Source organism: Nonomuraea sp. NPDC003754 (assembly GCF_053605785.1).
Map to the genome: position 1 here is coordinate 35,158 of NZ_JBSGJX010000040.1, position 25,741 is coordinate 60,898.

20 protein-coding genes are annotated in these 25,741 nt (G+C 70.6%); 8 read left to right on the forward strand and 12 right to left on the reverse strand.

All coding sequences use genetic code 11. The features are described 5' to 3' along the window. Positions 1-57: 57 nt before the first annotated feature. Positions 58-1,977, reverse strand: a complete 1,920-nt coding sequence (locus tag ACWEVS_RS36120; RefSeq protein WP_452555216.1) for a hypothetical protein — start codon at positions 1,975-1,977, stop codon at positions 58-60. 236 nt (positions 1,978-2,213) lie between these two features. Between ACWEVS_RS36120 and ACWEVS_RS36125 the strand changes: the two genes are divergently transcribed. The 5 genes from ACWEVS_RS36125 to ACWEVS_RS36145 all read left to right on the forward strand — a co-directional run bounded on the left by ACWEVS_RS36125 (position 2,214) and on the right by ACWEVS_RS36145 (position 6,983). Further along, positions 2,214-3,263 carry an ABC transporter ATP-binding protein gene (locus ACWEVS_RS36125; RefSeq protein WP_449928487.1) on the forward strand — a complete coding sequence of 350 codons (1,050 nt, stop codon included), beginning with the start codon at positions 2,214-2,216 and terminating at the stop codon, positions 3,261-3,263. Next, positions 3,256-3,933 carry an ABC transporter permease gene (locus tag ACWEVS_RS36130; protein WP_354909892.1) on the forward strand — a complete coding sequence of 226 codons (678 nt, stop codon included), beginning with the start codon at positions 3,256-3,258 and terminating at the stop codon, positions 3,931-3,933. Before ACWEVS_RS36125 ends, ACWEVS_RS36130 begins: the two co-directional genes overlap by 8 nt. Continuing rightward, positions 3,930-4,601, forward strand: a complete 672-nt coding sequence (locus ACWEVS_RS36135; RefSeq protein ID WP_452418829.1) for an ABC transporter permease — start codon at positions 3,930-3,932, stop codon at positions 4,599-4,601. The genes ACWEVS_RS36130 and ACWEVS_RS36135 overlap by 4 nt, the downstream gene beginning before the upstream one ends. A gap of 36 nt (positions 4,602-4,637) precedes the next feature. Continuing rightward, entirely contained in the window at positions 4,638-5,567 is a 930-nt protein-coding gene (locus ACWEVS_RS36140; RefSeq protein ID WP_449928489.1) for an ABC transporter substrate-binding protein, read from the forward strand. Between the two features lie 180 nt (positions 5,568-5,747). Beyond that, positions 5,748-6,983 (forward strand): GNAT family N-acetyltransferase, encoded by a 1,236-nt coding sequence (locus ACWEVS_RS36145; protein ID WP_452555218.1) that lies wholly within the window; start codon positions 5,748-5,750, stop codon positions 6,981-6,983. Positions 6,984-7,022: 39 nt separating this feature from the next. Here ACWEVS_RS36145 and ACWEVS_RS36150 read toward each other — a convergent pair whose 3' ends face one another. Together ACWEVS_RS36150 and ACWEVS_RS36155 are read right to left on the reverse strand one after the other, a co-directional pair. Next, the gene (locus ACWEVS_RS36150; RefSeq protein ID WP_452555220.1) at positions 7,023-8,225 is read right to left on the reverse strand and encodes a hypothetical protein; all 1,203 of its coding nucleotides are present in this window, start codon (positions 8,223-8,225) and stop codon (positions 7,023-7,025) included. After that, the gene (locus ACWEVS_RS36155) at positions 8,222-8,749 is read right to left on the reverse strand and encodes a SigE family RNA polymerase sigma factor (protein ID WP_449928495.1); all 528 of its coding nucleotides are present in this window, start codon (positions 8,747-8,749) and stop codon (positions 8,222-8,224) included. Before ACWEVS_RS36155 ends, ACWEVS_RS36150 begins: the two co-directional genes overlap by 4 nt. Positions 8,750-8,936: 187 nt before the next feature. On the opposite strand from ACWEVS_RS36155, the gene ACWEVS_RS36160 reads away from it, so the two are divergent. Together ACWEVS_RS36160 and ACWEVS_RS36165 are read left to right on the forward strand one after the other, a co-directional pair. Further along, the gene (locus ACWEVS_RS36160) at positions 8,937-9,413 is read left to right on the forward strand and encodes a flavin reductase family protein (protein WP_449928497.1); all 477 of its coding nucleotides are present in this window, start codon (positions 8,937-8,939) and stop codon (positions 9,411-9,413) included. Positions 9,414-9,475: 62 nt separating this feature from the next. Next, the gene (locus ACWEVS_RS36165; protein WP_452555222.1) at positions 9,476-9,976 is read left to right on the forward strand and encodes a DinB family protein; all 501 of its coding nucleotides are present in this window, start codon (positions 9,476-9,478) and stop codon (positions 9,974-9,976) included. 72 nt (positions 9,977-10,048) lie between these two features. Here ACWEVS_RS36165 and sppA read toward each other — a convergent pair whose 3' ends face one another. The 4 genes from sppA to glgB form a co-directional block, all read right to left on the reverse strand. Further along, positions 10,049-11,746, reverse strand: a complete 1,698-nt coding sequence (gene sppA, locus ACWEVS_RS36170) for a signal peptide peptidase SppA (RefSeq protein ID WP_452555224.1) — start codon at positions 11,744-11,746, stop codon at positions 10,049-10,051. 341 nt (positions 11,747-12,087) lie between these two features. Then, positions 12,088-13,797 carry a S8 family peptidase gene (locus tag ACWEVS_RS36175; protein ID WP_449928503.1) on the reverse strand — a complete coding sequence of 570 codons (1,710 nt, stop codon included), beginning with the start codon at positions 13,795-13,797 and terminating at the stop codon, positions 12,088-12,090. Positions 13,798-13,941: 144 nt separating this feature from the next. Next, positions 13,942-15,825 carry a S8 family peptidase gene (locus ACWEVS_RS36180; RefSeq protein ID WP_452555226.1) on the reverse strand — a complete coding sequence of 628 codons (1,884 nt, stop codon included), beginning with the start codon at positions 15,823-15,825 and terminating at the stop codon, positions 13,942-13,944. A 128-nt stretch (positions 15,826-15,953) separates the two neighbouring features. Beyond that, positions 15,954-18,107: a 1,4-alpha-glucan branching protein GlgB gene (gene glgB / locus ACWEVS_RS36185; protein ID WP_449928507.1), complete on the reverse strand. Its 2,154-nt coding sequence runs from the start codon at positions 18,105-18,107 to the stop codon at positions 15,954-15,956. Between the two features lie 4 nt (positions 18,108-18,111). On the opposite strand from glgB, the gene ACWEVS_RS36190 reads away from it, so the two are divergent. Beyond that, positions 18,112-18,282 (forward strand): hypothetical protein, encoded by a 171-nt coding sequence (locus ACWEVS_RS36190; RefSeq protein WP_452412405.1) that lies wholly within the window; start codon positions 18,112-18,114, stop codon positions 18,280-18,282. Positions 18,283-18,435: 153 nt separating this feature from the next. On the opposite strand, the gene ACWEVS_RS36195 is transcribed toward ACWEVS_RS36190, so the two are convergent. The 5 genes from ACWEVS_RS36195 to ACWEVS_RS36215 form a co-directional block, all read right to left on the reverse strand. Further along, positions 18,436-19,596: a copper amine oxidase gene (locus ACWEVS_RS36195; protein WP_449928509.1), complete on the reverse strand. Its 1,161-nt coding sequence runs from the start codon at positions 19,594-19,596 to the stop codon at positions 18,436-18,438. A 1-nt stretch (position 19,597) separates the two neighbouring features. Further along, on the reverse strand, positions 19,598-20,248 hold the full coding sequence (locus ACWEVS_RS36200; RefSeq protein ID WP_452555229.1) for a hypothetical protein: 651 nt from the start codon (positions 20,246-20,248) through the stop codon (positions 19,598-19,600). 84 nt (positions 20,249-20,332) lie between these two features. Then, complete coding sequence (locus ACWEVS_RS36205; protein ID WP_452555231.1) at positions 20,333-21,655, reverse strand: maltokinase N-terminal cap-like domain-containing protein; 1,323 nt, start codon at positions 21,653-21,655, stop codon at positions 20,333-20,335. Positions 21,656-21,658: 3 nt separating this feature from the next. Then, positions 21,659-23,371: a maltose alpha-D-glucosyltransferase gene (gene treS, locus ACWEVS_RS36210; RefSeq protein WP_452412406.1), complete on the reverse strand. Its 1,713-nt coding sequence runs from the start codon at positions 23,369-23,371 to the stop codon at positions 21,659-21,661. Positions 23,372-23,391: 20 nt separating this feature from the next. Continuing rightward, on the reverse strand, positions 23,392-25,578 hold the full coding sequence (locus tag ACWEVS_RS36215) for an alpha-1,4-glucan--maltose-1-phosphate maltosyltransferase (RefSeq protein ID WP_452555233.1): 2,187 nt from the start codon (positions 25,576-25,578) through the stop codon (positions 23,392-23,394). Between the last annotated feature and the right edge of the window lie 163 nt (positions 25,579-25,741).

A 25,741-nucleotide genomic window follows, 5' to 3' on the forward strand; every position in this document is an offset into this window, starting at 1 on the left:
GCATCTCCCCGGCGATCCACCGGAACGCTTCCCGGCGATCCGGTGGAAGGCCTGCGTCTACATGGGGATCCAGAGGAACACCAGCATCGCGATCGCCAGGCAGGCAAGGAAGCCGATCAGCTCCCACGCCCAGTCGTGGTGGCGGCGCCGCTTGCGCTTCTTCTTGCTCGCGGCCTGCTTCGGCGCGGGCCGCTTCGGCTTGCCGTCCGCCGGCTTGCGCGAGTCCTGCGCCGACTGCTCGGCGGCGGCCTTCTTCGCGGCACCGGCCTGCTTCGGCGCGGGCTTTCCGAGGGCGTTCGCGCTCCGCCCGGCCGCCGCGTCCTTGAGGACACCGGCGGCCCGCGCCGCCACCGACCCCTGCGGATCGCCGGAGGTCTGGGCCGACCCCTTCCGATCACCGGAGGGCCGCGCCGTCGCGATGCCCGCCGGGCCACCGACGGCCTGCCCGATCCGGACGTCTACCGGGCCATCGAGGGGCTGTCCGGTCCGGGTGTCTGCCAGGCCGCCGACGGCCTGTCCCGCCCGGGTGTCCGCCGGGTCACCGAGGGTCTGCCCGATCCCGCCCTCTACCGGGCCACCGATGGCCTGCCCGATCCGGAGGTCTGCCGGGCCGTCGACGGTCTGCCCGATCCCGCTCTCTACCGGGACGCCGACGGTCTGCCCGGTCGCGAGGCTTTCCTGGATGCCGGTGGTCGGCGCGGGTGCGGGGATCTCCCCCGGGGCGGGAGGCAGCACGTAGACCGGCTCCTTCGCCGGCCTGCGCGGCACGAACAGGCTCGCCGGCTCCTCCCTCGGCTCGCCCTTGTGCACCAGCAGGTCGGCGAGCGCCGCGCGGTCGCGGGCGCGCATGGGCAGGTCCACCGGATCCTCGGCGGGCGCCACGGGAGGCGGCGCCGCCGCCCACGCGTCGTCGAGGATGTCGCCGCCGACCAGCGGAGCGGGACGCGCGGCCCCGGCGGGCGCGCCGAACGTCGCGGACGGACCGAACGTCGCGGGCGTGCCGGACGTCCCGGCGACGTCGGGCCTGCGGGAGGTGCCGGGCGTGCCGAAGGCGGTGGGCCTCGGGGTGGTGGAGGGCTTGCCGGGCCTGCTGAAGGCGTCCCAGGCCGCCGGGGCGTCGAGCACGTCGGCGGGGGTGGGCGCCTGCAGCGCGGGCGGGCGCGCGGTCAGGGCGTCGCGCAGCTTCGGCATCGGCGCCGTCGCCGCCTCGTGGGGCGCGATCTTGGCGGGGTCCGGCGGGGTGAGCAGCTCGGTCGGGAACAGCCCCGTGTTCGTCGCCGGATCGGTCTCGCTGAGCGGTACCGGCCAGACGGGGGCCGTCGGCCACATCGGCTTGACGAACAAGGAGCCCGCCACGGGCGCCGGAGCCGGGGCGGACGCGGCGGGGCGCGGGCCCAGCAGGCGCGTCCTGAGCGCCTCGGGCGGCGGGCGCCACGGCAGGCGGCCGAGCACGTCGCGAAGGGGCGCCACGCCCAGCGCGCCGTACACCTCGGCGACCGGCTGGTCGGGGCTGGGCCCCGCGGCGGTCAGCGCGGACGTCAGTGACTGGCGGAAGCGGAGGGCGGCGTTCTGGATCAGCTCGACCGCGGTGTCCTTGGCCACGTCGAGCACCCAGGCCAGTTCGTCGTCGGTGAGCCCGATGACGACGGACAGCATGAGCACTTCGCGCTGGTGCGGGCGCAGGTCACGCAGGACGCGCTCGACGAGCGCGGTGGCGGGGTCGACGAGGGGATCGATGACGGGAGGCGCGTAGACGATGTCGCGGCGGTAGATCTCCCGCCGCGCGAGCGCGTACAGCGCGGCACGCGGCGGCTCCACGGAAGGCACGCTGGACAGGACGGCTTCCAGCGCGTCGGAGGCGGAGCCCGGGTCACCGAGCTGGTCCGCGCAGTAGGCGAACAGCCCGGCGGCGTGACGGTCGTAGAGCTCGGCGACCAGATCCTCGCGAGATCGCTGATCGGTGAGCGGGTGGGTCACGGGGCCGTATTCCTCTGTAAGAAGAGTGGACGCTGGGGATGAGGGGGCGGCGTCGGAGCGTTGCAGGCAATCATGCCGGTTGCCGAGGCGGAATGCACCCTTGGATGCCCATTTAGTCATCGCCTGAAGCGGTTCACGTCGGGGCCAACGGGACACAGGAGTATCGCCCGCCGTAGTCTGTCGAGCAGAGATCATGGGGCGGGCCGCGGCCCCGCCGGTCGAGCGAGAGGTCGCGCATGATCACCTTTGACTCCGTCACCAAGCGTTACCCCGACGGTTTCGTGGCCGTGGACAACCTGTCCATGGAGGCTGAAACCGGGCAGATCACCGTCCTGGTCGGCCCCTCGGGATGTGGCAAGACCACGACACTGCGAATGATCAACAGGATGATCGACGCCAGCGAGGGGCGGATCCTGCTCGACGGCGCCGACGTCAAGGAGATCGATCCCCCGACGCTGCGGCGCGGCATCGGCTACGTCATCCAGCAGGCGGGGCTGTTCCCGCACCGCAAGATCGTCGACAACGTCGCGACCGTGCCGTACCTGCTGGGCTGGGACCGGAAGAAGGCCCGCGATCGGGCCATGGAGTTGCTGGAGCGGGTCGGGCTCGATCCCAAGATGGCCCAGCGCTACCCCTTCCAGCTCTCCGGCGGCCAGCAGCAGCGCGTCGGCGTGGCCCGCGCCCTGGCCGCCGACCCGCCCGTGCTGCTCATGGACGAGCCGTTCAGCGCGGTCGACCCCATCGTGCGCACCTCGCTGCAGGACGAGCTGCTCAGGCTGCAGTCGGAGCTCAACAAGACGATCGTGTTCGTCACCCACGACATCGACGAGGCGATCAAGCTCGGCGACCGGGTGGCCGTGCTGCGCGTCGGGGGCAGGCTCGCCCAGTTCGCCGACCCCAAGACGTTGCTGTCGGAGCCCGCCGACGACTTCGTGCGCGAGTTCCTCGGCAAGGACCGCGGCATCAGGCGGCTGTCGTTCGTCTCCAGCGAGCACCTGCGGCTGCGTACGGACCTGATCGTCCCCGCCTCGTCGCCGGACACGGCCGCCGCGCCCGGCGCCTGGCTCATGGCCGTCTCCGAGGACGGCAGGCCGGTGGGCTGGGTGGGCCGCGACGAGCCGTTCGGCACCTACGTCCACGGCAAGGACTCCATGCGGGCGGCGCTCGACGCGGCCCTGCTTTCCCCGTCGGGGCAGGCGGTGGCGGTCGACCCGGAGGGCAGGGCCGTGGGCATCGCGACCCGGCAGGCGCTCGACGAGGCGCTGGGGGAGGCCGCCGATGGATGACGAGCAGCCGCTGTTCAAGTGGAGCTGGGTCGAGAGCAACTGGAACTCCGACTCGCCGAACAGCATCGTCAACCTGCTCCAGGCGCACATCGTGATGTCGATGGCGCCCGTCGTGCTCGGGCTGCTCCTCGCGCTGCCGCTCGGTCTGGCGTGCGTGCGCTGGCGCTACCTCTACCAGCCCACGGCGGCCGTCATGAACGTGATCTACGCCCTGCCGTCGCTGCCGCTGTTCATGCTGCTGATCCCCCAGACGGGCCTCACCCAGCTCACCGTGATCATCCCGCTCACCTTCTACGCCCTGGCCGTCCTGGTCCCGGCCGTGGTCGACGGCATGGGATCGGTGCCCGACCACGTCAGGCAGTCGGCGGTGGCCATGGGCTTCACGCCCCTGCGCCGCCTGGTCCTGGTCGAGCTGCCGATCGCGGTGCCCGTCGTGCTGGCCGGGCTGCGCGTCGTCACGGTCTCCAGCATCAGCCTGGTCAGCGTCGGCGCGCTCATCGGGCAGGGCGGGCTCGGCAACCTGTTCACCGACGCCTTCCAGCGCGACTTCTACACCCCCGCCATCGCGGGCATCGTGCTCATCGTGCTGCTGGCCCTGGTCGGCGACGGCATCGTGCTGGCCGCGCAGCGCCTGCTGACCCCCTGGGTGCGGGCCAGGAGGGCGTCATGAACTGGATCATCGACTTCTTCACCGACCCCGCCAACTGGTCGGGGCCCGACGCCATCCCCGCCCGGCTCCTGCAGCACCTCGGCTTCTCCGTGGCCGCGCTGGCCCTCGCCGCGCTCATCGGGATCCCGCTCGGGCTGCTGATCGGCCATACCGGGCGCGGCTCGGTGGTCGTGGTCGTCAGCGCGAACCTGGCCAGGGCGCTGCCCACGCTCGGCCTCCTGGTGCTGATCGTCCTGCTGCTCGGCACCGCCGGCATCTGGCCGGTGCTGATCCCGCTGGTGGCGCTGGCCGTACCACCGATCCTGGTCAACACCTTCGAGGGCGTCAGGGGAGTCGACCCCGACCTGCGCGACGCCGCCTACGGGATGGGGCTGCGCGGGCCGCAGGTGCTGTTCGGGGTGCTCGTGCCGGTCGCGCTGCCGCTGATCATGCTGGGGCTCAGGCTGGCGGCCGTCCAGGTGGTGGCGACGGCGGCGGTGGCCGCCTACGTCGGCCTGGGCGGGCTCGGACGTTACATCATCGACGGATTGGCGACACAGGACTACGAGAGTGTCGTCGGCGGTTCTGTACTGATCGTCGGCTTCGCTCTCGCGGTCCAGGGGCTGTTCACGCTCGTGCAGCGGCTCACGGTGTCCCCGGGGGTGAGCCGGCGACTGCGGGTTCGATAATCTCTCCAATACCCCCCGTTTAGAAGGGAATTACGCATGAGGCGCATATTCGGCACCGCGGCGGTGCTGCTGTCGGCGATGCTCACCCTGTCCGCCTGCGGTGGCGGCGGCAGCGGGAGCAACCCGCTGAACACCACCACCAGTGCCGCCCCGACCGGGTCCGCGCCCGCGACCGGCGGGGGAACGGCGGTCGTAGGCTCGTTCAACTTCCCCGAGAGCGTGCTGCTGGGCAGCATCTACGCCCAGGCGCTCAAGGCCAAGGGTGTGAACGTCACGGAGAAACCGAACATCGGCAGCCGCGAGGTCGTCTACAGCCAGGTCCAGAGCGGCGGGCTCACGGTCCTGCCCGAGTACAACGGCGCGCTGCTGTTCTTCGTCGACCCCAAGTCGACGGCCGCCTCGACGGACCAGGTCAACAGCGAGCTCAAGAGCAAGCTGCCGGCCGAGCTCGAGATCCTCGACTCCTCGCCGGCGCAGGACAACGACTCGCTGACGGTCACCAAGGCGACGGCCGAGCAGTACAAGCTGACCAGCATCGAAGACCTCGCCAAGGTCTCCAAGAACATGACGGTCGGCGGGCCGCCGGAGTTCAAGAAGCGCCGCGAGCAGCAGTTCAAGGACGTGTACGGCCTGGAGTTCAAGGAGTGGAAGCCCACGGGCGACACGACGGCCGACGCGATCAAGGACGGCACCGTGCAGGCGGGCAACGTCTTCACGACCGACCCGAAGATCATCATCAATGACATGGTGTCGCTGCAGGACCCCAAGAACGTCTTCAGCGCCCAGAACGTGACGCCGCTGCTCAACAAGGCCGCGGCGACCGACACGATCAAGACCACGCTCAACGCGGTGTCGGCCAAGCTGACCACCGAGAACCTGACGCAGATGATGCAGAAGATCTCGGTGGACAAGGACGACCCGGCGACGGTGGCCAAGGAGTGGCTGTCCTCCAACGGCCTCCTGTAGCGCGCGCCGGCGACGACGCCCGCCCCCGGTGAACGGCACGGCCCTCACCGGGGGCGCTTCGCGTGTGGGGGTCGCCCCCCCTTCGCCGGACGCGATGAACGGGCCGACCGGGCGAGTGCCCGGGTGCGCCCGGCGGAAACTCGATGGACGAGGCGACCCAGGCGATGCAATAGTCCCGCCGTGACCGCGACCACCGCCTCCTCCGTACCCGTCTCCCTGGCCGGCGGCCTCGTCCTGCGGCAGGCACAGCCCGCGGACCTGGACCAGATCGGCGCGCTTCTCGCCGAACGCGGTGAACCGGCCGACGCCCTCGACCACCGGCTGGTCGTCCAAGACCCCGACGCCGGCTGGTCCGCCTGCGCCGTGGTCGTCGACGGCGACCGGGTCGTCTCCACCGCGACGCTCCTCGACGAAGACGTCCGCATCGGCGGCATCCACCTGCCGGCCGGCCAGATCGAGCTGGTCGCCACCGACCGCGAGTACGAGGGACGGGGGCTCGTGCGGGCGCTGGTGCGATGGGCCCACGACCGCTCCGCCGCCCGCGGCCACGTCATCCAGGTGATGATCGGTATCCCGTACTTCTACCGGCTGTTCGGCTACGAGTACGCCATCGACATCCCGCAGGCGCCGGCCGTACGCACCCCGCCGCCCGGGGAGGCGACGCCCGTGCTCCGGGCCGCCCGGCCGTCCGACGTCCCCGCCATGGCGGCCCTGCAGGAGGCGGCCCAGAGCCGGTTCGACGTGGCCATGCCGCACTCGGCGGCCCGCTGGCGGTGGCTGCTGGCCCACGAGGCGAGCACCCTCCGGGTCCTCGAACGCGCCGGCACCGTCGTCGCCGCCGGACGTACCACGCCCCCCGGCGACGAGGTGCTGCTGGCCGAGGCCGCCGCGGTCGACGAGGCGGCGGCACGGGACCTGCTCCGCGGCGTCGCCGCCCTGACACCCGGCAGCCGGCTGAACGTCGTCCATCGGGCCGGCACCGTGACCGCCGCCGCCTGGCAGGAGTTCCTCGACCACGAACCACGCAAGCGGGCCGAGCAGTACTACGTCCGCGTGCCGGACGCCGCGGCGCTGCTCGACCGGCTGCGGCCGCTGCTCCGGCAGCGTCTCACCGCGGCCGGGATCGATCGCGCCGGCCGCGACATCGTCATCTCCACCTTCGGCGCCCACTACCGGATCCCGGTCCACGCCGAGGGCCTCGGCGAGGTCGTCACCGGCGGTCCGATGCAGGGGCCCGGAACGGTGGGAGGCCTCGGCGTGGCGCCCGACCACCTGGCCGCCCTGCTGTTCGGCCCCCACGGTTACGAAGGGCTGTCCCGGATCAGGTCCGATGTCTACACCGGGGAGGAGGAGCTGTTCCAGGCGCTCTTCCCGCCGCTCACCGCCGATCTGCTCACCTACTACCTGCCGTACTAGGGCCGGTGACCGGACAGCCGCGTGACCCGCTTCCCCCTGTCACAGGGTCCCGGGGAAGCCGGGGAGCACGAGATGGAAGAAGTGCTGCGCGGTGTAGGTGGCGAGCTTCCTGGCCTTGCCGGTCCTGACGTTCACCGCGTAGGCCGTGAAGGGAACGAACGGAGGGTCGAGTTCCGAGGCAGGGGCGTCGTCATCGCGGTTCCCGCAGACGAAGGGCCTCGCCACGGCGATGATCTCCTGAGGGCCGGCCCAGCTGCGCAGGTGGACGAAGTTGCCGGTCATGGACAGGCCCCGCACGGGGACTCTCCGGAGCACCTTGCCGGTCGTCCGGTCCAGGTGCACGAGATCCTCGCCGCTTCTCAGGCAGTCGGTGCCGGGGACGGTCACGCTCTGCACCGCGACGACGGTCTCCCCGTCGGGACCGAGCCCGCCGACCAGGTAGTGCCCCGCGACGTCAACGGTCTTCGCGTTGCCCGCCGTGGACGTCCCCCACAGGTGGCTGATGGTCCGCAGCCGGGTCCTGGGCGCGTACTCCGCCAGGGTGATCGTGTCGCCGTCAGGGGACAGGCCGAGGGGGTTCCAGCCGTTGGGCAAGGGCCGGACCATGCGCTCGCGCATGTCGAACAGCATCGCGGGGTCCTTCAGCGGCGGGCTCTTGGTGAAGGCCACGAAGCGGCCGTCGTCCGACAACAGCAGATGGGCGAGGCTGCCGAGCCATGCCCTGGGCACCTTCGTCGGGGCGGTCGCCACCGCTCCGGAGGCGAGGTCGCGTACCGCGAAGGTGCCGGACGCCGAGTCGTAGTAGGCGATCTTGCGGCCGTCGCGGCTGATCGCCAGAGGGCTCGTCCTGACGAAGGGTCCGGGATCGCGCAGGGCCTGCGCCAGCCGGTAGGTCCTGCCGCTCCTGGTGACCACCCGCCAGCCGCCGTCCACGCATCCGGGCGGCACCTTGCCGTCCTCCGGCCGGCAGAGCGTCTTGTAGGCGTGGCTCAGCGGCTCCACCCCGCGTGCCGGCAGGTCGGTCACCGTCCCACGCGCGGGCTCGCCTGCCGCGTCCGGTTCCGCCGGCAGCAGTCGTACGGCGGCCGTCGCGGCGAGCGCGATCGCGATGACCGCGGCGGTCGCGACGATCGGGGCGGCCCTGCGCCGCCGCCGCTCCCTGATCCTGATCGTCCGCTCGGTCAGGTCCACCTCGGGCGCGTCGTCGGCCAGGTCGTCCAGCACGTCTCGTAGCCAGGTCATCGGTGTGCCCCCTTCAGGTCTTCCATTCCGGCGAACGTCGGCGCCAACTCAGGCGCGAGCGCCCGTAACCGGGCGAGCGCGTGGTGGGCCTGGCTCTTGACCGTGCCGATCGAGCAGTTCAGCAGCTTCGCGGTCTCGTGCTCGGTGAGGTCCTCGTAGTAGCGCAGCACGATCACCGCCCGTTGCCTGGGCGGCAGCCGTGCGAGCGCCTGCCGCATGGCGAGCCGGTCGATCGTGGACTCCTCGCTGGAGTGAGGCCGCTCCGGCGGATCGGCGCTCGGCAGCTCGGCCGTCCTGACCAGCCGGCGGCGCCAGGAGATGTACTGGTTGACCAGCGCCTTGCGGGCGTACGCCTGAGGGCTGGCGACCTGCGCCAGCCTGGGCCAGCGCCCGAGCACCTTGACCAGCACGGTCTGCAGCAGGTCCTCGGCGAGGTGGGCATCTCCCGTGAGCAGGTAGGCCGTCCGCATCAGCGACTGCTGGTGGGCGGCCATGAACTCGCGGAAGCTGTCGTTGCGGTCCAAGGTGACTCCTCTCGCCCGTTACCGACGCCGGCGAGCGGGTGAAAGGTTGGGTCGGATCGGCCGGCCCGCCGGGACGCGCTCCAGGACACCACAGGAGCATGCCGTCGGCCGGCGAGCAGGTTCCGTGCCCGTTTCGCGGGACCTGACGGCAAACGTCACCGTGATCCATCTGTGCCAGAGTGGTCGGGTGAGTGAGTTCACCGAGGCGATGGCGCAACTCGCGGCGGGGGTGGCCGTGCTGACCGTACGAGACGGCAGGGACGACGTGGGCGTCACCGTGTCCGCCCTCATGTCGGTCTCCGCCGACCCGCCGCTCGTGCTCGCCAGCCTGGGCAGCCGCGGCTACCTCACCGAGGTGCTCCTCCGGCAGGACCGCTGGGCCGCCTCGCTGCTGTCGGCGGGGCAGGCGGCCATCGCCAGCAGGTTCGCCGCCGCCGGCCGTCCGAGCGCCCGGCACCTGGTCGCGGGCACCCCGCACCACCGCGGCCCGCACAGCGACGCGCTGGTCGTCGAGGGCGGGGTGGCGGCGCTGGAGGTGGAGACGTCGCGGGTGGTGCCCGCGGGTGACCACACCCTGTTCGTGGCGCGGGTGCTCGCGGTCGACTACGTCGACGCCACCCCGCTTCCCCTCGTACGGCTGCGCGGCCGCTACCGCCCGGTCTAGGGGGCCGTGTCCTGAAACGCCGCGGCCCGGAACAGGGTGACACGGTGCAGCAGAATGTCGGGATGACCGACCCCAGAATCGATCCCCCCGCGGCCGGTGACGAGCGGGAACTGCTGGTCGCCTTCCTCGACTGGCACCGCGAGACCCTGGCCGTCAAGTGCGCGGACCTGAGCGAGGCGCAGTTGCGCGAGCGGTCCGTGCCGCCGTCGGCGATGTCGCTGCTCGGCCTGGTGCGCCACCTCACCGACGTCGAGCGCTACTGGTTCCGCCACGTGCTCGAGGGCGCGGACGTGCCGACCGTCTACTGGGGCGACGTCGACGACGCCGAGTTCGACGTGGCCGGGGCCTCCGCCGTCGAGGCGCTGGCCGTGTGGCGGGCCGAGGTGGAGGAGTGCCGCAAGGTCTCGGCCGGCACCCCGCTCGACGCTCTCGCCAGGCGGGACCGCCGGGGTGACCACCACTCGCACCGCTACATCCTCATCCACATGATCGAGGAGTACGCCCGGCACAACGGCCACGCCGACCTGCTCCGCGAACGCATCGACGGCACCACCGGAGAGTAGCCCGAACCGCGGGTCCTGGGACGCCGAAGCGGGTGGCGGCCCGCGGGGGGACCGCCACCGCAGCAGGCGCGGCTACCTGATGACGATCTCCCCTGGCAGCAGGAGCGGCCCGTACGCGGGAAGCCCCAGCTCGCCGGCGAGCCTGGCGAACGGCCCCCACGCCTCCAGCCGCATCCTGGCCAGCGCCGCCGACTTGTCCTCGCTGGACTCCGGCCCGCGCAGCCGCTCCAGCGGGTGCAGCCGGGGGTAGGTCCGCACGGGCGCGTCCGCCGCCAGCCCGGCACGCTCGCGGGCGATGCCGAGGGCGTCCTCGAGGCCGCCGAGCTCGTCCACGAGACCGTGCTCGTGCGCGTCGGCCCCCGTCCACACCCGGCCGCGGGCCAGCTCGTGCGCCCGGTCCCTGGTCAGGTGCCGGCCTTCGGCGACCTTGCCCACGAAGTCGTCGTAGATGCGGTCGAGCCAGGCGTTGACCCTGTCCCACTCCTCGGGCGAGAACGGCCTGGTGGAGGAGAACATCGCGGCCTTCGCGCCCTCGCTGATCACGTCGGTGGTCACGCCGGCCTTCTCCAGCAGCCCGCCGAGGACGGCCTTGCCGCCGAACACGCCGATCGACCCGGTCAGCGTGCCGGGCTGGGCGACGATGACGTCGGCGGCCATCGAGACGAAGTACCCGCCCGACGCGGCCAGGTCGCCCATCGACACGATGACCGGTTTGACCCTGCGCGTGAGGACGATCTCGCGCCACACCGCGTCTGAGGCCACGTAGGAGCCGCCGGGACTGTCGACCCTGAACACCACGGCCTTGACGTGGTCGTCCCTGCGCGCCGCCCTGATCGCGGCGCTGATCGTGTCGGAGCCCATGGCGCCGCTGCCGCCGAGGGGGCTGCGCCCGCTGCGACCGAGCCTGATCATGCCGTGGCCGTGGACGAGCGCGACGCTGTGGGCGGTCGGGTGGGGCAGCTTGCGGGCGGTGAGAGCCCGCGCGTACTTGACGACGTACTGCAGGTGGGCGTCGGCGCCCGCGGCCTGCTTGACCTCGTCGTAGACCTCGTCGCGGTAGGCGAGCCGGTCCACCAGCCCCGCCTCCACGGCCTCGGGGCCGATGAACGGCCCCCTGTCGATCAGCTCCCGCACCTTGTCGGGGTCGAGCCTGCGCCCTTCGGCCACGCCCGCGACGACCTGCTCGACGACCGACTCGGCCAGCCTGCCGTACGACTCCTTGTGGGCGTCGGTCATGTGGTCTTCGGTGAAGGTGTTGGCGGCGGTCTTGTACTCGTGGCGCTTGCCGACCTCGTAGCCGATGCCGAGCTTGTCCAGGGTGCCCTTGAGGAAACGCTGTTCGAGCGCGATGCCGGTGAGACCGACGTCGCCGCTGGGCTGCAGGTAGACGCGATCGAACGCGCTGGCCAGGTAGTAGGGGACGGTGCCCTGGCCGAACTCGCCGAACGTCTCGCCGAAGGCCACGGTCAGCCTGCCCGACGCGCGGAACCGCACGACGGCCTCGCGCAGCTCCTGGACCATGCCCAGGCCGAGCGGGGCACCGCCGATCTTGACGATGAGCGCCTTGACGCGGGAGTCCTGCCCGGCCCGCTTCAGGCCGGACAGCACGTCGGCCAGGCGGGGCTTGCGCATGGTGAGGAGCGCGGCGAGCGGATCGGCGGGTGGGCCCTCGGTCAGCCCGTCGGTGAGGTCCAGTTCGAGGACCAGGGGCGCGGTGCGCCGCTGCCTGAACCGATCAACGCTGTCAACGATCACCTTGGTCGCGTCCATAAATGTCACCCTAAGCGACGACCTCGGACCTGCGAGCGCCCGCGGTCCCTCCCTCTCACAGGTCCATCCGATCGGATGATCCACCGCCTACCGAAGTCTGATGATCGGATCCGAAGGTCGGACGCCGCCCGTCCCCCGGACGCCGACACCACCGAAGCCGCCCGTCCACGTCCGCCGAAGCCGAGCGTCCACGCCCGACGCCGACACCACCGAGGCCGCTCGTCCACGCTCGACGGCGACGCCGCCGAGGCCGCTCGTCCACGTCTGACGGCGCCCTGGTGACCGCGAGCGTGAAAAGGCCACGCCCGCAGGCGCGCGGGCGTGGCCGGGGAAGGAAACGGTCAGGCGGCGGTGCAGGTCAGCGTGGCGGGCGGGGTGTTCGCGCCGCCGCGCGGCAGCTTGCCGTTGAAGCCGAACCTGGTGGACGCGTCCACGGCCAGCGTGCCGTTCCAGCGCGCGTTGGTCACGGTGACGTCGGCCCCGCTCTGGGTGTACCTGCCCTCCCAGAGGGTGGTCACCTTCTGCTGGTCGGGGAAGGTCCAGGCGACCTTCCAGCTCTTGAGGGGCAGGGTGCCGGTGTTCTTGACGGTGACGTTGGCCTGGAAGCCGCCCGGCCAGGAGGCGCGGTTGGTGTAGGTGGCGGCGCACTCGACGTGCGGCACCGCCTTCCAGACGTCCAGACGCGGCGTGGTGACCTGCTTGCCCGCGCTGGTGTAGGTGATCGGCTTGCCGGCCGCCTTGAGCTTGGCGAGGATCTCGTCGACCGAGGCGTCGGGCAGCTTCTCCCTCATCAGCGCGAAGGCGCCCGCGACGTGCGGGGCGGCCATCGAGGTGCCGCCGAAGCCCGCGTACCTGTTGTCGGGCACGGAGGAGAAGATCGGCCAGCCGGGGGCGAACAGGTCGAGCATCTCGCCGCGGTTGCTGAAGGCGGAGACGTCGTCGGTGTGCGTGCCGACCTGCGGGTACTCCACGTCGGTCGAGCCGACGGTCACGACGCTGGAGACGCAGGCGGGCCACGAGACGGACGCCTCGTGCCCCTCGTTGCCCGAGGCGACGACGGTGGCGACGCCCTGGGCGAGCAGTTCGTCCGCCCTGGCCTTGAAGTCGGCGCCGTCACCGGTGTCGCAGGCGGTGTCGTACTTGCCGCCGCCCAGGCTGAGGTTCACCGAGGCGACGCCGTACTGCTTGGCGATCAGGTTGACGTAGGCCATCCCGGTGAGGACGGAGGAGTCGTAGGCCAGGACGCACGGGGTGGAGTCGGCGCCGCCGCAGTACTCGGGGTTGGTGAACCTGCTGAACACCTGCACCGGCACGATCGTCGCGCCGGGGGCGACGCCGTCGGAGGGCTCGCGCTGCGAGGAGTGCGCCTTGCCCGCGACGATGCCGGCCACGTGGGAGCCGTGCGCGCAGATGCCGAAGAGCGCGTCGGAGGGCGGCACGTTCTTCATGCACGCGTCGGTGGTCGCGCTGGCCGCGCCCGCGCCGATCTGGAACGGCGCGCCGCTCGGGCACAGGGAGGTGGCCATGTCCGCGGCGTTCTCGGCGGAGAAGCAGGCCTCGGCGGCGATGCGGCCGCCGAAGAACGGGTGGTCGCCGTCGATGCCGGTGTCGAGGACGGCCACCGCCTTGCCCGCGCCGGTCACGCCGGCCGCGTGGGCCTTGTCGGCGCCGATGATGGCCGTGCTCCTGACCAGGTTCGGCGCGTTGAGGTGGTCCTCGCGGATGGCGACGACGTCGGCCTGGCCGGCGATCTTCTTGAACTCCTCGACGGTCCCCTCGTAGACGAAGAAGTCGAGCCTGCCGGCGAGCGATTCGGGGGTCGGGGCCACGTTGTCGACGCCGGGGGCGACCGCCTCGGCCGTGGCGGCGAGGGACTTGGCCTGCGCGGGGCTCTGCACCTGGACGATCGCCCGGTGAGTGCCGCTGATCCGGACCGCGGGGTCGATCTTCCTGATCGGATCGTCCGCGGTGGCGTGCGCGGGGGCCTGGATGAGCCCGGCTGAAACGGCGGCGAGGGTGGCCGCAGCAGCCAGGAGAGACCGCAGTCTCACTGTGCCTCCGAGGGGGGTGATCGATTTGTGGGGTTTGAGTGTACAGATGTGACTTTTGTTGTCAGAAGAGAGCTGACGTGTCTTTTGGGTAACGCAGACGCAGGCCGGACCCGGAACCGGGACCGGCCTGCGTGCCGTGCGGGCTCACCCGCCGAGTGAGGTGGCGGCCTTCCTGAGCGCCGGGCCGGAGGTCGAGCCGAGCCTGACCTTCTCCGCCGCGTTGACCTTCTCCAGGTCCGAGGTCGCGCCGTGCGCCCAGTTGAGCCAGGCCGTCAGCAGCGCCCCGTCCAGCGTGGCGCGCGCGCCCTTCGACGCCTTCAGCACCTTGTACGCCTTGCCGAGCGACGAGGCCTTGGTCAGCTCGGGGAAGACCTTGCTCGCCTTGTGCGCCAGCTTCAGATAGCAGGTGAGGGTCTCGTCGGACAGCTGCCCGGTGCCGCGGTAGATCTCCACGGCCCACTGCTTGGCGGTCATCGCGGTGCCTGCCGTACCGCGGGTGCAGACGGCCGCGGGAGCGGCGGGAGGCGTCACGGTGACGGTCACCGTCACCGTGATCGTCGGCAGCGGGACGGGGGTCGGGTCGGGCGTGTCGACCTCGTCGCCGGGGTCCCCGGACTGCGGGTCGTCGTCGGAGGGCCGGGGCGACGGGCCGCTGACCGAAGGCGCCGGAGCGGGGGCGCTCTGGGTGGCGGTGGGCTGCGGCGCGGCCCCGGTCATGGCCGCCGCCAGATCCAGGCGCGGAGTGACGACGTCGGCTCCGTTCACCTGGTAGGAGAACGGCCTGCCGGTCGCCTTCAGCTTGTCGACCAGCGCGCCGATCGCCTGGTCGGGGAAGGCGGCCTTCATGACGGCCAGCGCTCCCGCGACGTGCGGGGCGGCCATCGAGGTGCCGCTGTGGGTGGCCATGACGTCGTCGGGCACCGACGACTCGATCTCCACGCCGGGCGCGAACAGGTCGAGCAGCGAGCCGGAGTTGGAGAAGTCGGCGATCTGGTCGCTGTTGTTGCTGGCCCCGACCGCGACGGCCGACGAGACGCACGCGGGGAAGGAGGTGCCGGTGAAGTACTCGTTGCCCGCCGCGACGACGGTCGCCACGCCCTTGGACAGCAGGTCGTCGATCTTCGGCTTGAAGACCTGCCCCTCCTCGGTGCCGTCGCACGAGGTGTCGGACAGCTGCCCGCCGAGACTGAGGTTCAGCGCCGCGATGGGGGTGGCGGGAGCGAGCGACGCGATGTGGTCCATGGCCAGGCGCAGCGACGACTCGAAGGCCATCAGGCAGGCCGCCGCGCCGCACGCGTCCTCGTCGTTGACCCTGCTGAACACCTGGACCGCCACGATGCTCGCGCCGGGGGCGACGCCGCCGCCACCGGCCGCGATGCCCGCCACGTGGGTGCCGTGCTCGCACAGGTTCTCGCTGCCGAGCAGGCACTTGGCGTACTCGGCGTCGGCCGCGCCAGGACCGATCATCTGGCTCTGGCCGTTCGGGCACAGCGACTCGACGCCGTCGTACTCGGTGGAGGAGAAGCACGCCTCGGCGATGATCCGGTTGCCGAAGAACGGATGGTCCCGGTCGATGCCCGTGTCCAGGATGGCGACGGCCTGTCCCGCGCCCGTCGCGCCGGTGGCGTGGACCTTGTCGGCGCCGATGACGGGAAGACTCGAGATGGCGGTCGGCGGATAGGCGCGATCGCGGTGGATGGAGGAGACGCGCGGGTCCTCGGCGAGCGCCGCCAGCTCCTCCGCGGTGCCTTCGACGACGATGAACGGCTGCGCGGCCGGCTGGAGCACGACCTGGGCGTCCTCGGCCGCGGCCTGCGCGGCGACCGGCGCGGTCTGCCCCGGGTCGGTCAGCTCGACGATGACCCGGGTGCTGCCCTCGGCGACGGCCAGGCCCTCTTCGAGCTTCTCCCCGGCGGCCGTGGCGGACGGCGACGGCGAAGGAGTGGCGGGGGGTTCACCGGCGAGGGCGGGAGCGGCCGGCAGTAATGCCAGCAAGACCGAGCACACGATCAGGCGTCGCAGTCGCACACGTCCTCCGAGGGGGGTGATGATCTCGGAGTGTAGAGAGCTTTGTCCGCTTAGCCCAGAGGATGCGGTGGTTTCTCAGCAAACGTTCATGCGGAAGCCGCCCGAGATCCGGGCGGCTCCGCGGACGCTCAGCCGGCGCCCGGCGTGTGCCTCAGCCAGATCGCGCCCAGCGGCGGCACCCGCAACGTCGTCGCGTACGGCAGGCCGTGGTGCGACTCCTCGGCCGCCTCCACCGCCCCGAGGTTGCCCACGCCGCTGCCCCAGTAGTCGAAGGCGTCGGTGTTGAGCGCCTCCTCCCACTGCCCGCCGTACGGCAGGCCGAGCCTGAACTCCTCGTGCGGAGCCCCGCTGAAGTTGACCACGCACGCCACCGCGGACCCGTCGAGCCCGAACCGCAGGAACGAGAAGACGTTGCCGGGCGCGTCGTCGGCGTCGATCCACCGGAACCCGTCGGGCGTGGTGTCCTGCTCCCACAGGGCAGGGGTCTGCCGGTAGAGGGCGTTGAGGTCGCGGACCAGCTTCTGCACCCCGCGATGCCCGTCGAAGTCGAGCACCCACCAGTCGAGCCCGCGCTCCTCCGACCACTCCGACCCCTGGCCGAACTCGCCGCCCATGAACAGCAGCTGCTTGCCCGGATGCGCCCACATGAACGCGAACAGCGCCCGCAACTGCGCGAACCGCTGCCACTCGTCTCCCGGCATCTTGCCCAGCAGCGAGCCCTTGCCGTGGACGACCTCGTCGTGCGACAGCGGCAGGACGAAGTTCTCGCTGTAGGCGTACATCAGCGAGAAGGTCATCTGGTGGTGGTGGTACTGGCGGAAGATCGGCTCGTGGCGCAGGTAGGCGAGCGTGTCGTGCATCCAGCCCATGTTCCACTTGAAGCCGAACCCGAGGCCGCCCAGATGCACGGGACGCGAGACGCCCGGCCAGGCCGTCGACTCCTCGGCGATCGTCGAGATGCCCGGTGCCTCCCGGTAGCAGACGGAGTTCATCTCCTTGAGGAACTCCACCGCGTCGAGGTTCTCGCGACCGCCGTAGATGTTCGGCGTCCACTCGCCCTCGCGCCGGGAGTAGTCGAGGTAGAGCATCGAGGCGACCGCGTCCACCCGCAGCCCGTCGATGTGGAACTCCTTCAGCCAGTAGAGCGCGTTGGCGACGAGGAAGTTGCGCACCTCGTTGCGGCCGAAGTCGAAGACGTAGGTGCCCCAGTCGGGGTGCTCGCCGCGGGCCGGGTCGGCGTGCTCGTAGAGCGGCGTGCCGTCGAAGCGGGCCAGCGCCCAGTCGTCCATCGGGAAGTGCGCGGGCACCCAGTCGAGCACCACCCCGATGCCGCGCTGGTGCAGGGCGTCGACCAGGTGACGGAACTCGTCCGGGGTGCCGAAGCGGGCGGTCGGCGCGTAGTAGGAGGTCACCTGGTAGCCCCACGAGCCGCCGAACGGGTGCTCGGCCACCGGCAGGAACTCCACGTGCGTGAAGCCCATCTCCTCCACGTAGTCGGCCAGCTGCGTCGCCAGCTCGGTGTAGCCGAGCCCCGGCCGCCACGAGCCGAGGTGCACCTCGTAGGTGCTCATCGGCAGCCGCTGCGGCACCTTGGTCTGGCGCTCGGCCATCCACGCGTCGTCGGCCCACCGGTAGTCGGAGTGGTCGACCACCGACGCCGTCTGCGGCGGCACCTCCGTCCTGCGCGCCATCGGGTCGGCCTTGTCACGCCAGAGCCCGTCGGCGCCGAGGATCTGGAACTTGTAGCGTTCGCCCACGCCGATGTCGGGCACGAACAGCTCCCAGACTCCCGACCGGCCCAGCGAGCGCATGGGGTGGGCGACGCCGTCCCAGTGGTTGAAGTCGCCGACCACCCTGATGCCGCGCGCGTTCGGCGCCCAGACGGCGAACGCGGTGCCGTCGACGTCCTCATGGCGCATCGTCCGCGCGCCGAGGGACTCCCACAGCCGCTCGTGCCTGCCCTCGCCGATCAGGTGCAGGTCCACCTCGCCGAGGGTGGGCCAGTGCCGGTACGGGTCGCGCATGTCGTACGGCTCGCCGCCGCTGTAGCGCACCCGCAGGACGTAGTCGGGGATCTTGTCCAGTCCGCCGACCGTGGCCTCGAACACCCCGTGAGCGACATGCCTCATCGGTCGCGCCTCGTCGTCGAAGACCACCTCGACCTGTTCGGCCAGCGGTCGCAACGCCCTGAACGTGACCCCGTCAGGACCCAGGTGCGCTCCGAGAATCGAATGCGGGTCGTGATGCGCCCCACCTGCGAGGCGGTCGAGCTCTGTCCTCATCGGCATGTTCCTTACCCTGCCCTACAGCGACCTTCCAACCCATGCCCTTGACCGCTGTCACCATGCGAATTCTGGAGACGGGCATTTCAGAAAAATCGGATTAACCGCGGCGGTCGCCGCCAGAAACGTGCGCGACCTGTCCGCCGCCGCCCGCAGCCTGTGCGAGCGCCGGTGATCGCCACCGTGGCCATGGTAACCGCCACTGCCCCGATCAACCCGCCGCCACACCCATAGCCGTCATTTCGGGTCCGGTCATGACCGTAAGGGCATGGTCCCTCACCCACCGGCTCGGGGCCGTCAGGCGAGGGACCATGCCCTTACCGCGGTGTCAGTACGGGTTGGTGGCGGTGACGTCGCGAGGCGTCACGCGGAACCCCTGCCAGTGGATCGGCATCGGATCGGCGTCCTCGTCCCTGGCGACGTGGTGGAAGCCCACGTTCACCCACACCACCGGATCGGTCACCCGCTCGTCGTCGGCGTACCGGTCGACCGACCTGCCGCACCTGGGCGCGACGTTCTCGGTCGCGAGCCGCTCACAGGCCCGGTACTGCGTCACGTACACGTCCGCGTGCGTGAACGCCTCGTCGGCGGGGCCGCGGTACTCCGCGCTGTCGGAGTTGTTGATCTCCCACGAGACCGGGTGCCGGTCGGTGTTGCGCACCCCCGGGTCCACCACCCGCCACCAGCGCATCCTGCTGTTGAGCGCCCTGGTCTCCCGGTTGAACACCGTCTTCACCAGCGACCGCTTCTTGGTGCGGTTGCCGGCGAAGTCGTACTGCTCGACGACGTCGCGGGCCCTGCCCTCGATGTCGAAGTCCATCCGCCAGAAGACGTTGTGGCTGTGGGACTCCTCGAAGTGCTTGCGCCCGACCCCGAGCGGCCAGCCGTGCTTCGGCGCGGTCGTGGTGCCCGCCAGCGAGCCCGTGGCGCCGATCCGCGGCGTGATCGAGCCGTCGTCGCCGAACACCCACTCGGAGACGTAGGTGTACCAGCCGACCTGGTAGGCGGCCAGCACCACCAGTTCGTGGCCCTGCGCCGTCCTGCGCTGGCTCTCGTCGCCCCAGCCGTCCTTGAGGTAGGCGTGGCCGCGCGGGCGCGTCGTCACGCACACCTTGCTCTTGGCCAGCTCGCCGCCGGGACAGTCGGCCGCCGTCAGCGTCACCGCGGCCGAGCCGAGCGAGCCGATGTCGTGGTAGCGCGGCTCGCCGCTGTCGTAGGGGACGTGGATCTGCGCCAGCGCCCCGCTGCGCAGCACGCTGATCGACCGGCTGTCCTTGGGCATGTAGCGCACCCTCGTGACGGTCAGGCCCTCGATCGTGCGCATCTCCCAGCACAGCCGCCAGCGCGCGCCGTTCGGCAGCGTCCTGTCGACCAGGTATGGCGAGCCGCACGCGTCGGCCGCGTCGGCCGCCGCCGGTGCGGACGGGGGCGGCGCGGGCGACGCCAGGGGCACGGCGAGCAGGCCGGCGAGCATGAGACGGAGGATCAACTCACCACTCCAGGGTGTGAACCCGCTTGGCGGACAGGTCGAGGACGATGCGGCTGGTGTCGAGGAAGGTGCCGTTGGGCAGCCGGACGAACAGCCGCAGGCACCGGTGCGTGCGGCACGGTCCCCGCTCCGGCGAGTAGATCAGCCCGCGCAGGGCCAGGTCGGACGGCGAGGCGAGCTCCCGCCCCGCGGCCTTCCTGAACGACTGGCGCACTCCCTGCCCCAGCGCCGGGTCGGCCAGCAGCAGCTCGGCGGCGCGCAGTTCCTCCCGCCTGGACGGCGGCGGCTGCACCCCTCTGCCCGTGGTCTCCTCGACCACCCTGCTCTGGCCGAGGTCGACGGTCCTGACGGTCAGCGTGTCGTTGCCGTAGTCGTAGATGTAGGCCTCGGCGCGCCGCGCCTGCTCGGCGTCCTTGTCGTCGTCGCGCTCGACGTAGAGCAGCTCGGCCTGGTCCGCCTTCAGGTGGGTGCCGGCCGTGGCGATCTCGCCGGCTCGGGCGATCTCCTCGGGCGTCAGGGGATCTCCCGGCGCGGGAGACTCCTGGACGGCCTGCGCCGCCTCCGGCCCTTCCCCGCTGGTGGCGATCAGGAGCGTTCCGCTCAGGAGCGCCGTGCCCAGCCCAGCGGCCGCGAACACAAGACCTCGTCGCATCCGCCCCCCTTACTCTTCGCTTATGTAGGCATGCGAAGAGTAATGCTCCGGGTGGGCTTCGGAGGGGGAAACGCCGGGAACGCCTCAGCGGAAGGCGGCCAGCGGGATGGGCAGCCAGGTGGGGCGGTGGCGGGCCTCGTACATGACCTCGTAGACCGCCTTGTCGTACTCCAGCGCCCGCAGCAGCGCCGCGTCCTCGGCGCCCACGTCGGCGTACCCCTCGAGGAAGGCCGTCCTGTTGTGGGTGGCCCACTCGTCCGCCTTCGGGCGCAGCGTCTCGCCTTCGGGGTGGTCGGTCAGCAGATGGCCCGCGGCGTAGTCGAAGGAGCGCAGCATCCCGGCCACGTCCCGCAGCGGGGAGGCGAGCGCCCTGCGCTCCTCCAAGGGCTGTCCCGGCTCGCCCTCGAAGTCGAGGACGAACCAGCCGACGGGTGTCCGCATGACCTGGCCCAGGTGGTAGTCGCCGTGGACGCGCTGCACGCGCACCTCTCCGGTCAGCTCCTCCACCTCGTGGAAGGCGCGCTCGACGACGTCGGCGTGCTCGGCCAGCTCGGGCACCTCGGCGATCGCCCTGGCCAGGCGGCGGCGGAAGCCCTCCACCATCCGCTTGACCTCGTGCGGCTCGACGACGTCGGTGGGAAAGGCGGCCGCCAGCCGGCGGTGGATCTCGGCCGTCGCCGCGCCGAGCCGGTGCGACTCGGCGGCGAAGTCGCCGCCCGCCTCGGCCGCGGACACGTCCTCCAGCTGGCCGTAGAAGTCGCGGACGCTGGCCAGCGCCAGGTCCCAGCCGTCGTTGCTGGTGGACAGGAACTCCTGCATGAAGGCCAGCGTGGTCGGCACGCCGTCGAGGTCGGTCTCGATCCACCCGTACGGCTTGGCGATGTGCGGCGAGCCGCGCTCGGCCAGCGCGGTGACGACCTCGAGCTCCGGGTTGACGCCCGGGATGAGGCGGCGGAACAGCTTGCAGATGTAGGCGTCGCCGTACACCAGCGAGGTGTTGGACTGCTCGGCCCCGAGGACCAGGCTGCGCTGCGTGGTGTCGATCTCCACCCCGCGCGTGTGGCGGAACCTGACGGGCCCGTGGTCCTGCCCCTCGGCCATGCCCTCCAGCAGCAGCCTGGCCAGGGTGGGGTCGTGCGCGGCGTCGTAGACGTGGACGCCGTCCTGCGTGATGCCGACGAGGGCGTGCTTGAGCCGGTCGGGCAGCTCCGCGCGGATGCCGATCAGGAGCTGGTAGCGGTCGCGCGCGTCGGCCTGCCGTACGGACAGGACCAGGTGGCACAGCTGGGCTTCGCCTTCGGTGCCGAGGACGGTGTGCGACTCGATGCCGAGGTCGTCGAGAGGGCGCCCCTTGCCCGCGAACCAGCGTTGATGGGTGATCCAGCGGGCAAGGAGGTCCTCAAGCACGACTTACTCCTCCTGGGGTACGGCGGGCGGAAGGGTGAACCAATAGAACCCATGCCCAGGGAGCGTCAAAAGATACGGAAGTTCGCCAATCGGCGGAAATGGAACTCCACCCATCGTCTCCACGGGCGATACGCCGACGAACCTTCGCAGGTCCAGCTCCACGGGCTGGGGGAACCGCGAGAGGTTGTTCACGCATAGCATGCGATCATCGCCGAGCTCGCGCACGAATGCCAGCACGCTGGGGTTCGACGAGTTGAGTTCGATGTACTCGCCGAGGCCGAAGACCGGGTGCCGCTTGCGGATCTCGATCATGCGCTTGGTCCAGTGGAGCAGCGAGCCGGCGTTCTTCTGCTGCGCCTCGACGTTGATCGCCTGGTAGCCGTAGATCGGGTCCATGATGACCGGCAGGTAGAGCCGGCCGGGGTCGCAGTCGGAGAAGCCCGCGTTGCGGTCGGGCGTCCACTGCATCGGGGTACGGACGCCGTCGCGGTCGCCGAGCCAGATGTTGTCGCCCATGCCGATCTCGTCGCCGTAGTAGAGCACCGGCGAGCCGGGCAGCGACAGCAGCAGCGCGGTGAACAGCTCGATCTGGTTGCGGTCGTTCTCCAGCAGCGGCGCCAGGCGGCGGCGGATGCCGACGTTGGCGCGCATGCGCGGATCCTTGGCGTACTCGGAGTACATGTAGTCGCGCTCTTCGTCGGTGACCATCTCGAGCGTGAGCTCGTCGTGGTTGCGCAGGAAGATGCCCCACTGGCAGTTCTCGGGGATCTTGGGCGTCTGGGCCATGATCTCCGAGATCGGGTAACGGGACTCCCTGCGCACGGCCATGAAGATGCGCGGCATGAGCGGGAAGTGGAAGGCCATGTGGCACTCGTCGCCGCCGTTGACCGGGTCGCCGAAGTACTCGACCACGTCGGACGGCCACTGGTTGGCCTCGGCCAGCAGCACGCGGTCCGGGTAGAGCCGGTCGACCTCGGTCCTGATCCGCTTGAGGTAGGCGTGGGTCCTGGGCAGGTTCTCGCAGTTGGTGCCGTCCTCCTCGAACAGGTAGGGGATGGCGTCCATGCGGAATCCGTCGATGCCCAGGTCGAGCCAGAACCTCAGCACCTCCAGCATGGCCTCCTGCACCGCCGGGTTCTCGTAGTTGAGGTCGGGCTGGTGGTGGAAGAAGCGGTGCCAGTAGTACTGCCCGCGGACCGGGTCGTAGGTCCAGTTCGAGGTCTCGGTGTCGATGAAGATGATCCGGGCGTCCCGGTACATCTCGTCGGTGTCGGACCAGACGTAGAAGTCGCCGAACGGGCCCTCGGGGTCGTGCCGTGACGCCTGGAACCACGGGTGGGCGTCGCTGGTGTGGTTCATCACCAGGTCGGCGATCACCCGCATGCCCCGCTTGTGCGCCTCGTCGACCAGCTTGACGAAGTCGCCGAGATCACCGAAGTCAGGGAGGATCTTCATGAAGTCGGCGATGTCATAGCCGCCGTCGCGCAGCGGCGACTCGTACAGCGGCAGCAGCCAGAGGCAGTCGACACCCAGCCACTGCAGGTAGTCGAGCCTGCTGGTGAGCCCCTTGATGTCGCCTGTGCCGTCGCCGTTGGAGTCGGCGAAGCCCCTGATGAGCACCTCGTAGAAGACCGCCCGCTTGTACCACTGCGGATCGCGGGGCTCTTCCTCGTCGAAGGTGTTCGGGATGGCAGCGGAGTTCACGGTGTCGGACAAATTGGACTCCCCGATCGCTGTTACCGATGAGCCGCTCGCACGGTGAAAACGTGCGCCGGATGAATATGAGGGTCGAGGCGCACGTAGTTGTTCTGCCGCCACCGGTACGACTCGCCCGACATCTCGTCGTCCACGACGAACTCGGAGTTCCAGTCGAGACCGAGAGCGGGGAGGTCGAGATCGACCGTCGCCTCATGAGTATTGTGCGGGTCCAGGTTCACAACCGCCAGGACCACGTCGCCGAGTCCGTGCCGTCGTGTGGCCGTGTCGTAGGCGCCGGGCAGCCGCTTGGAGAAGCAGACCATGTCCGGGTGGTCGATCCTGTGGAACCTCAGATTACGCAATTCCTGGACGGCCGGGTGCGCCCTTCGGAACAAATTCAGATGTGTGATGAAGGGGGCAAGCGTGCGGCCCTCGCGCTCGGCCGCGGCCCAGTCTCGCGGCTTGTACTGATATTTCTCGCTATCGAGGTATTCCTCGCTGCCTGGCCGTACTGGGCGGTTTTCGGCGAGTTCGTAGCCGGAATAGACGCCCCACGTGGGGGAGACGAGCGCGGCCAGGACGGCACGGATCTTGAAGGCGGGCAGGCCGCCGTGCTGCAGGTACTCGTGCAGGATGTCGGGCGTGTTGACGAAGAGGTTCGGCCTGAGGAAATGCGATGTTTCGTGTGACAGTTCCGAAAAGTAGGTTTCCACGTCGTACTTCGAGTTCTTCCAGGTGAAGTACGTGTACGACTGGTGGTACCCGATCTTGGCGAGTGTCTGCAGCATCGCGGGGCGCGTGAACGCCTCGGCCAGGAAGACCACGTCGGGGTCGGTCGTCCTGATGTCGGCCAGCAGCCGCTCCCAGAAGCTCACCGGCTTGGTGTGCGGGTTGTCGACCCTGAAGATCCGCACCCCGTGGTCCATCCAGTGCCTGACCACCCGCTTGACCTCGGCGTAGATCCCCTCCGGGTCCTTGTCGAAGTTGAGCGGGTAGATGTCCTGGTACTTCTTGGGCGGGTTCTCCGCGTACGCGATCGACCCGTCGGCGCGGATCGTGAACCACTCGGGGTGCTCCTTGACCCACGGATGGTCGGGCGAGCACTGCAACGCGAAGTCGAGCGCCACCTCCATGCCCAGCTCGCGGGTCCTGCCGACGAAGTCGTCGAAGTCGTCGATCGTGCCCAGGTCGGGATGGACGGCGTCGTGCCCGCCGTCCTCCGAGCCGATCGCCCACGGCGAGCCCGGGTCGTCGTGCCCGGGCGTGAGCGTGTTGTTGCGGCCCTTGCGGAAGGTCGAGCCGATCGGATGGATCGGCGGCAGGTAGACCACGTCGAAGCCCATGCGGGCGATGGCGGGCAGCCGCTTGGCGGCGGTCTGGAAGTTCCCCGACTTGGAGACGCCGCCCTCCTCGACGATCGCCCCCTCCGACCTGGGGAAGAACTCGTACCACGAGCCGAACAGCGCCCTGCGCCGGTCCACCCTGATCTTCTGCGGCTTGCTCCTGGTCAGCAGGTCGCGCAGCGGATGCGCCTCCAGCATCGCGGTCGTCTCGGGCAACTGGGCGATCGACAGGCGGGCGCGGGGGTCGAGCGTCTCGTCGCGCAGCTTCGCCGCCACGGCCAGCAGCGCCGCCCGGTGCCCGCAGACCTCGGCCGGCTTCAGCTCCGTGCCCGCCCGCAGCGCGCCGGTCGTGACCATGTCCGTCTTCAACATGTCCGTTCTCAACGCGCCCGGCTTCTGCGCGGCGGTCGTGCCGGCGCCGGTCCTCAGCGTGCCGTTGCCGTTGCGCGTGGTCCCGTTGCCGGCGTGCGGGGCCGGGCAGTCGGCCGGCCGTACGGCACGGGCGGCGCGCTCGAACAGGCGCGCGCCCTCCTCGCACATCAGGTCGACGTCCATGCCGCGCGGGATCTTGATCTCCGCGTCGTGCAGCCACGTGCCGATCGGATCGCCCCAGGCCTCGACCCTGAACTGCCAGTCACCCTCGTCGGGCAGCGACACGCTCACGGACCACCTGTCGGTGCCCTTGGCCACCTCTCGCATATGTTTCAGGTGGCCACGCCTCCCGTCGGGCGAGGTGAGCACCACCCCGGCGGCCACCGCGTCGTGTCCCTCGCGGAACACGGTCGCGGCGATCTCAAAGGTCTCACCAGCAACCGCCTTCGCGGGCCACTGCCCGCAGTCGACGGCTGGGAAAATGTCCGTGATAGGGATTCGACCGATCATCGCGTCCTGTTCTCATGGTCGAGTGGCCGACTGTCGCAATGACGATCCTCGCACCTTCACGCGTGAAGCTGAGGACGCCATCCCGGACGGTGTTTCGGGTTCAAAGTGGGGAGTGCCCCAAGTGTCCCCATTAATGCATCTTCACGGAAGGGTTGTCAGAGGG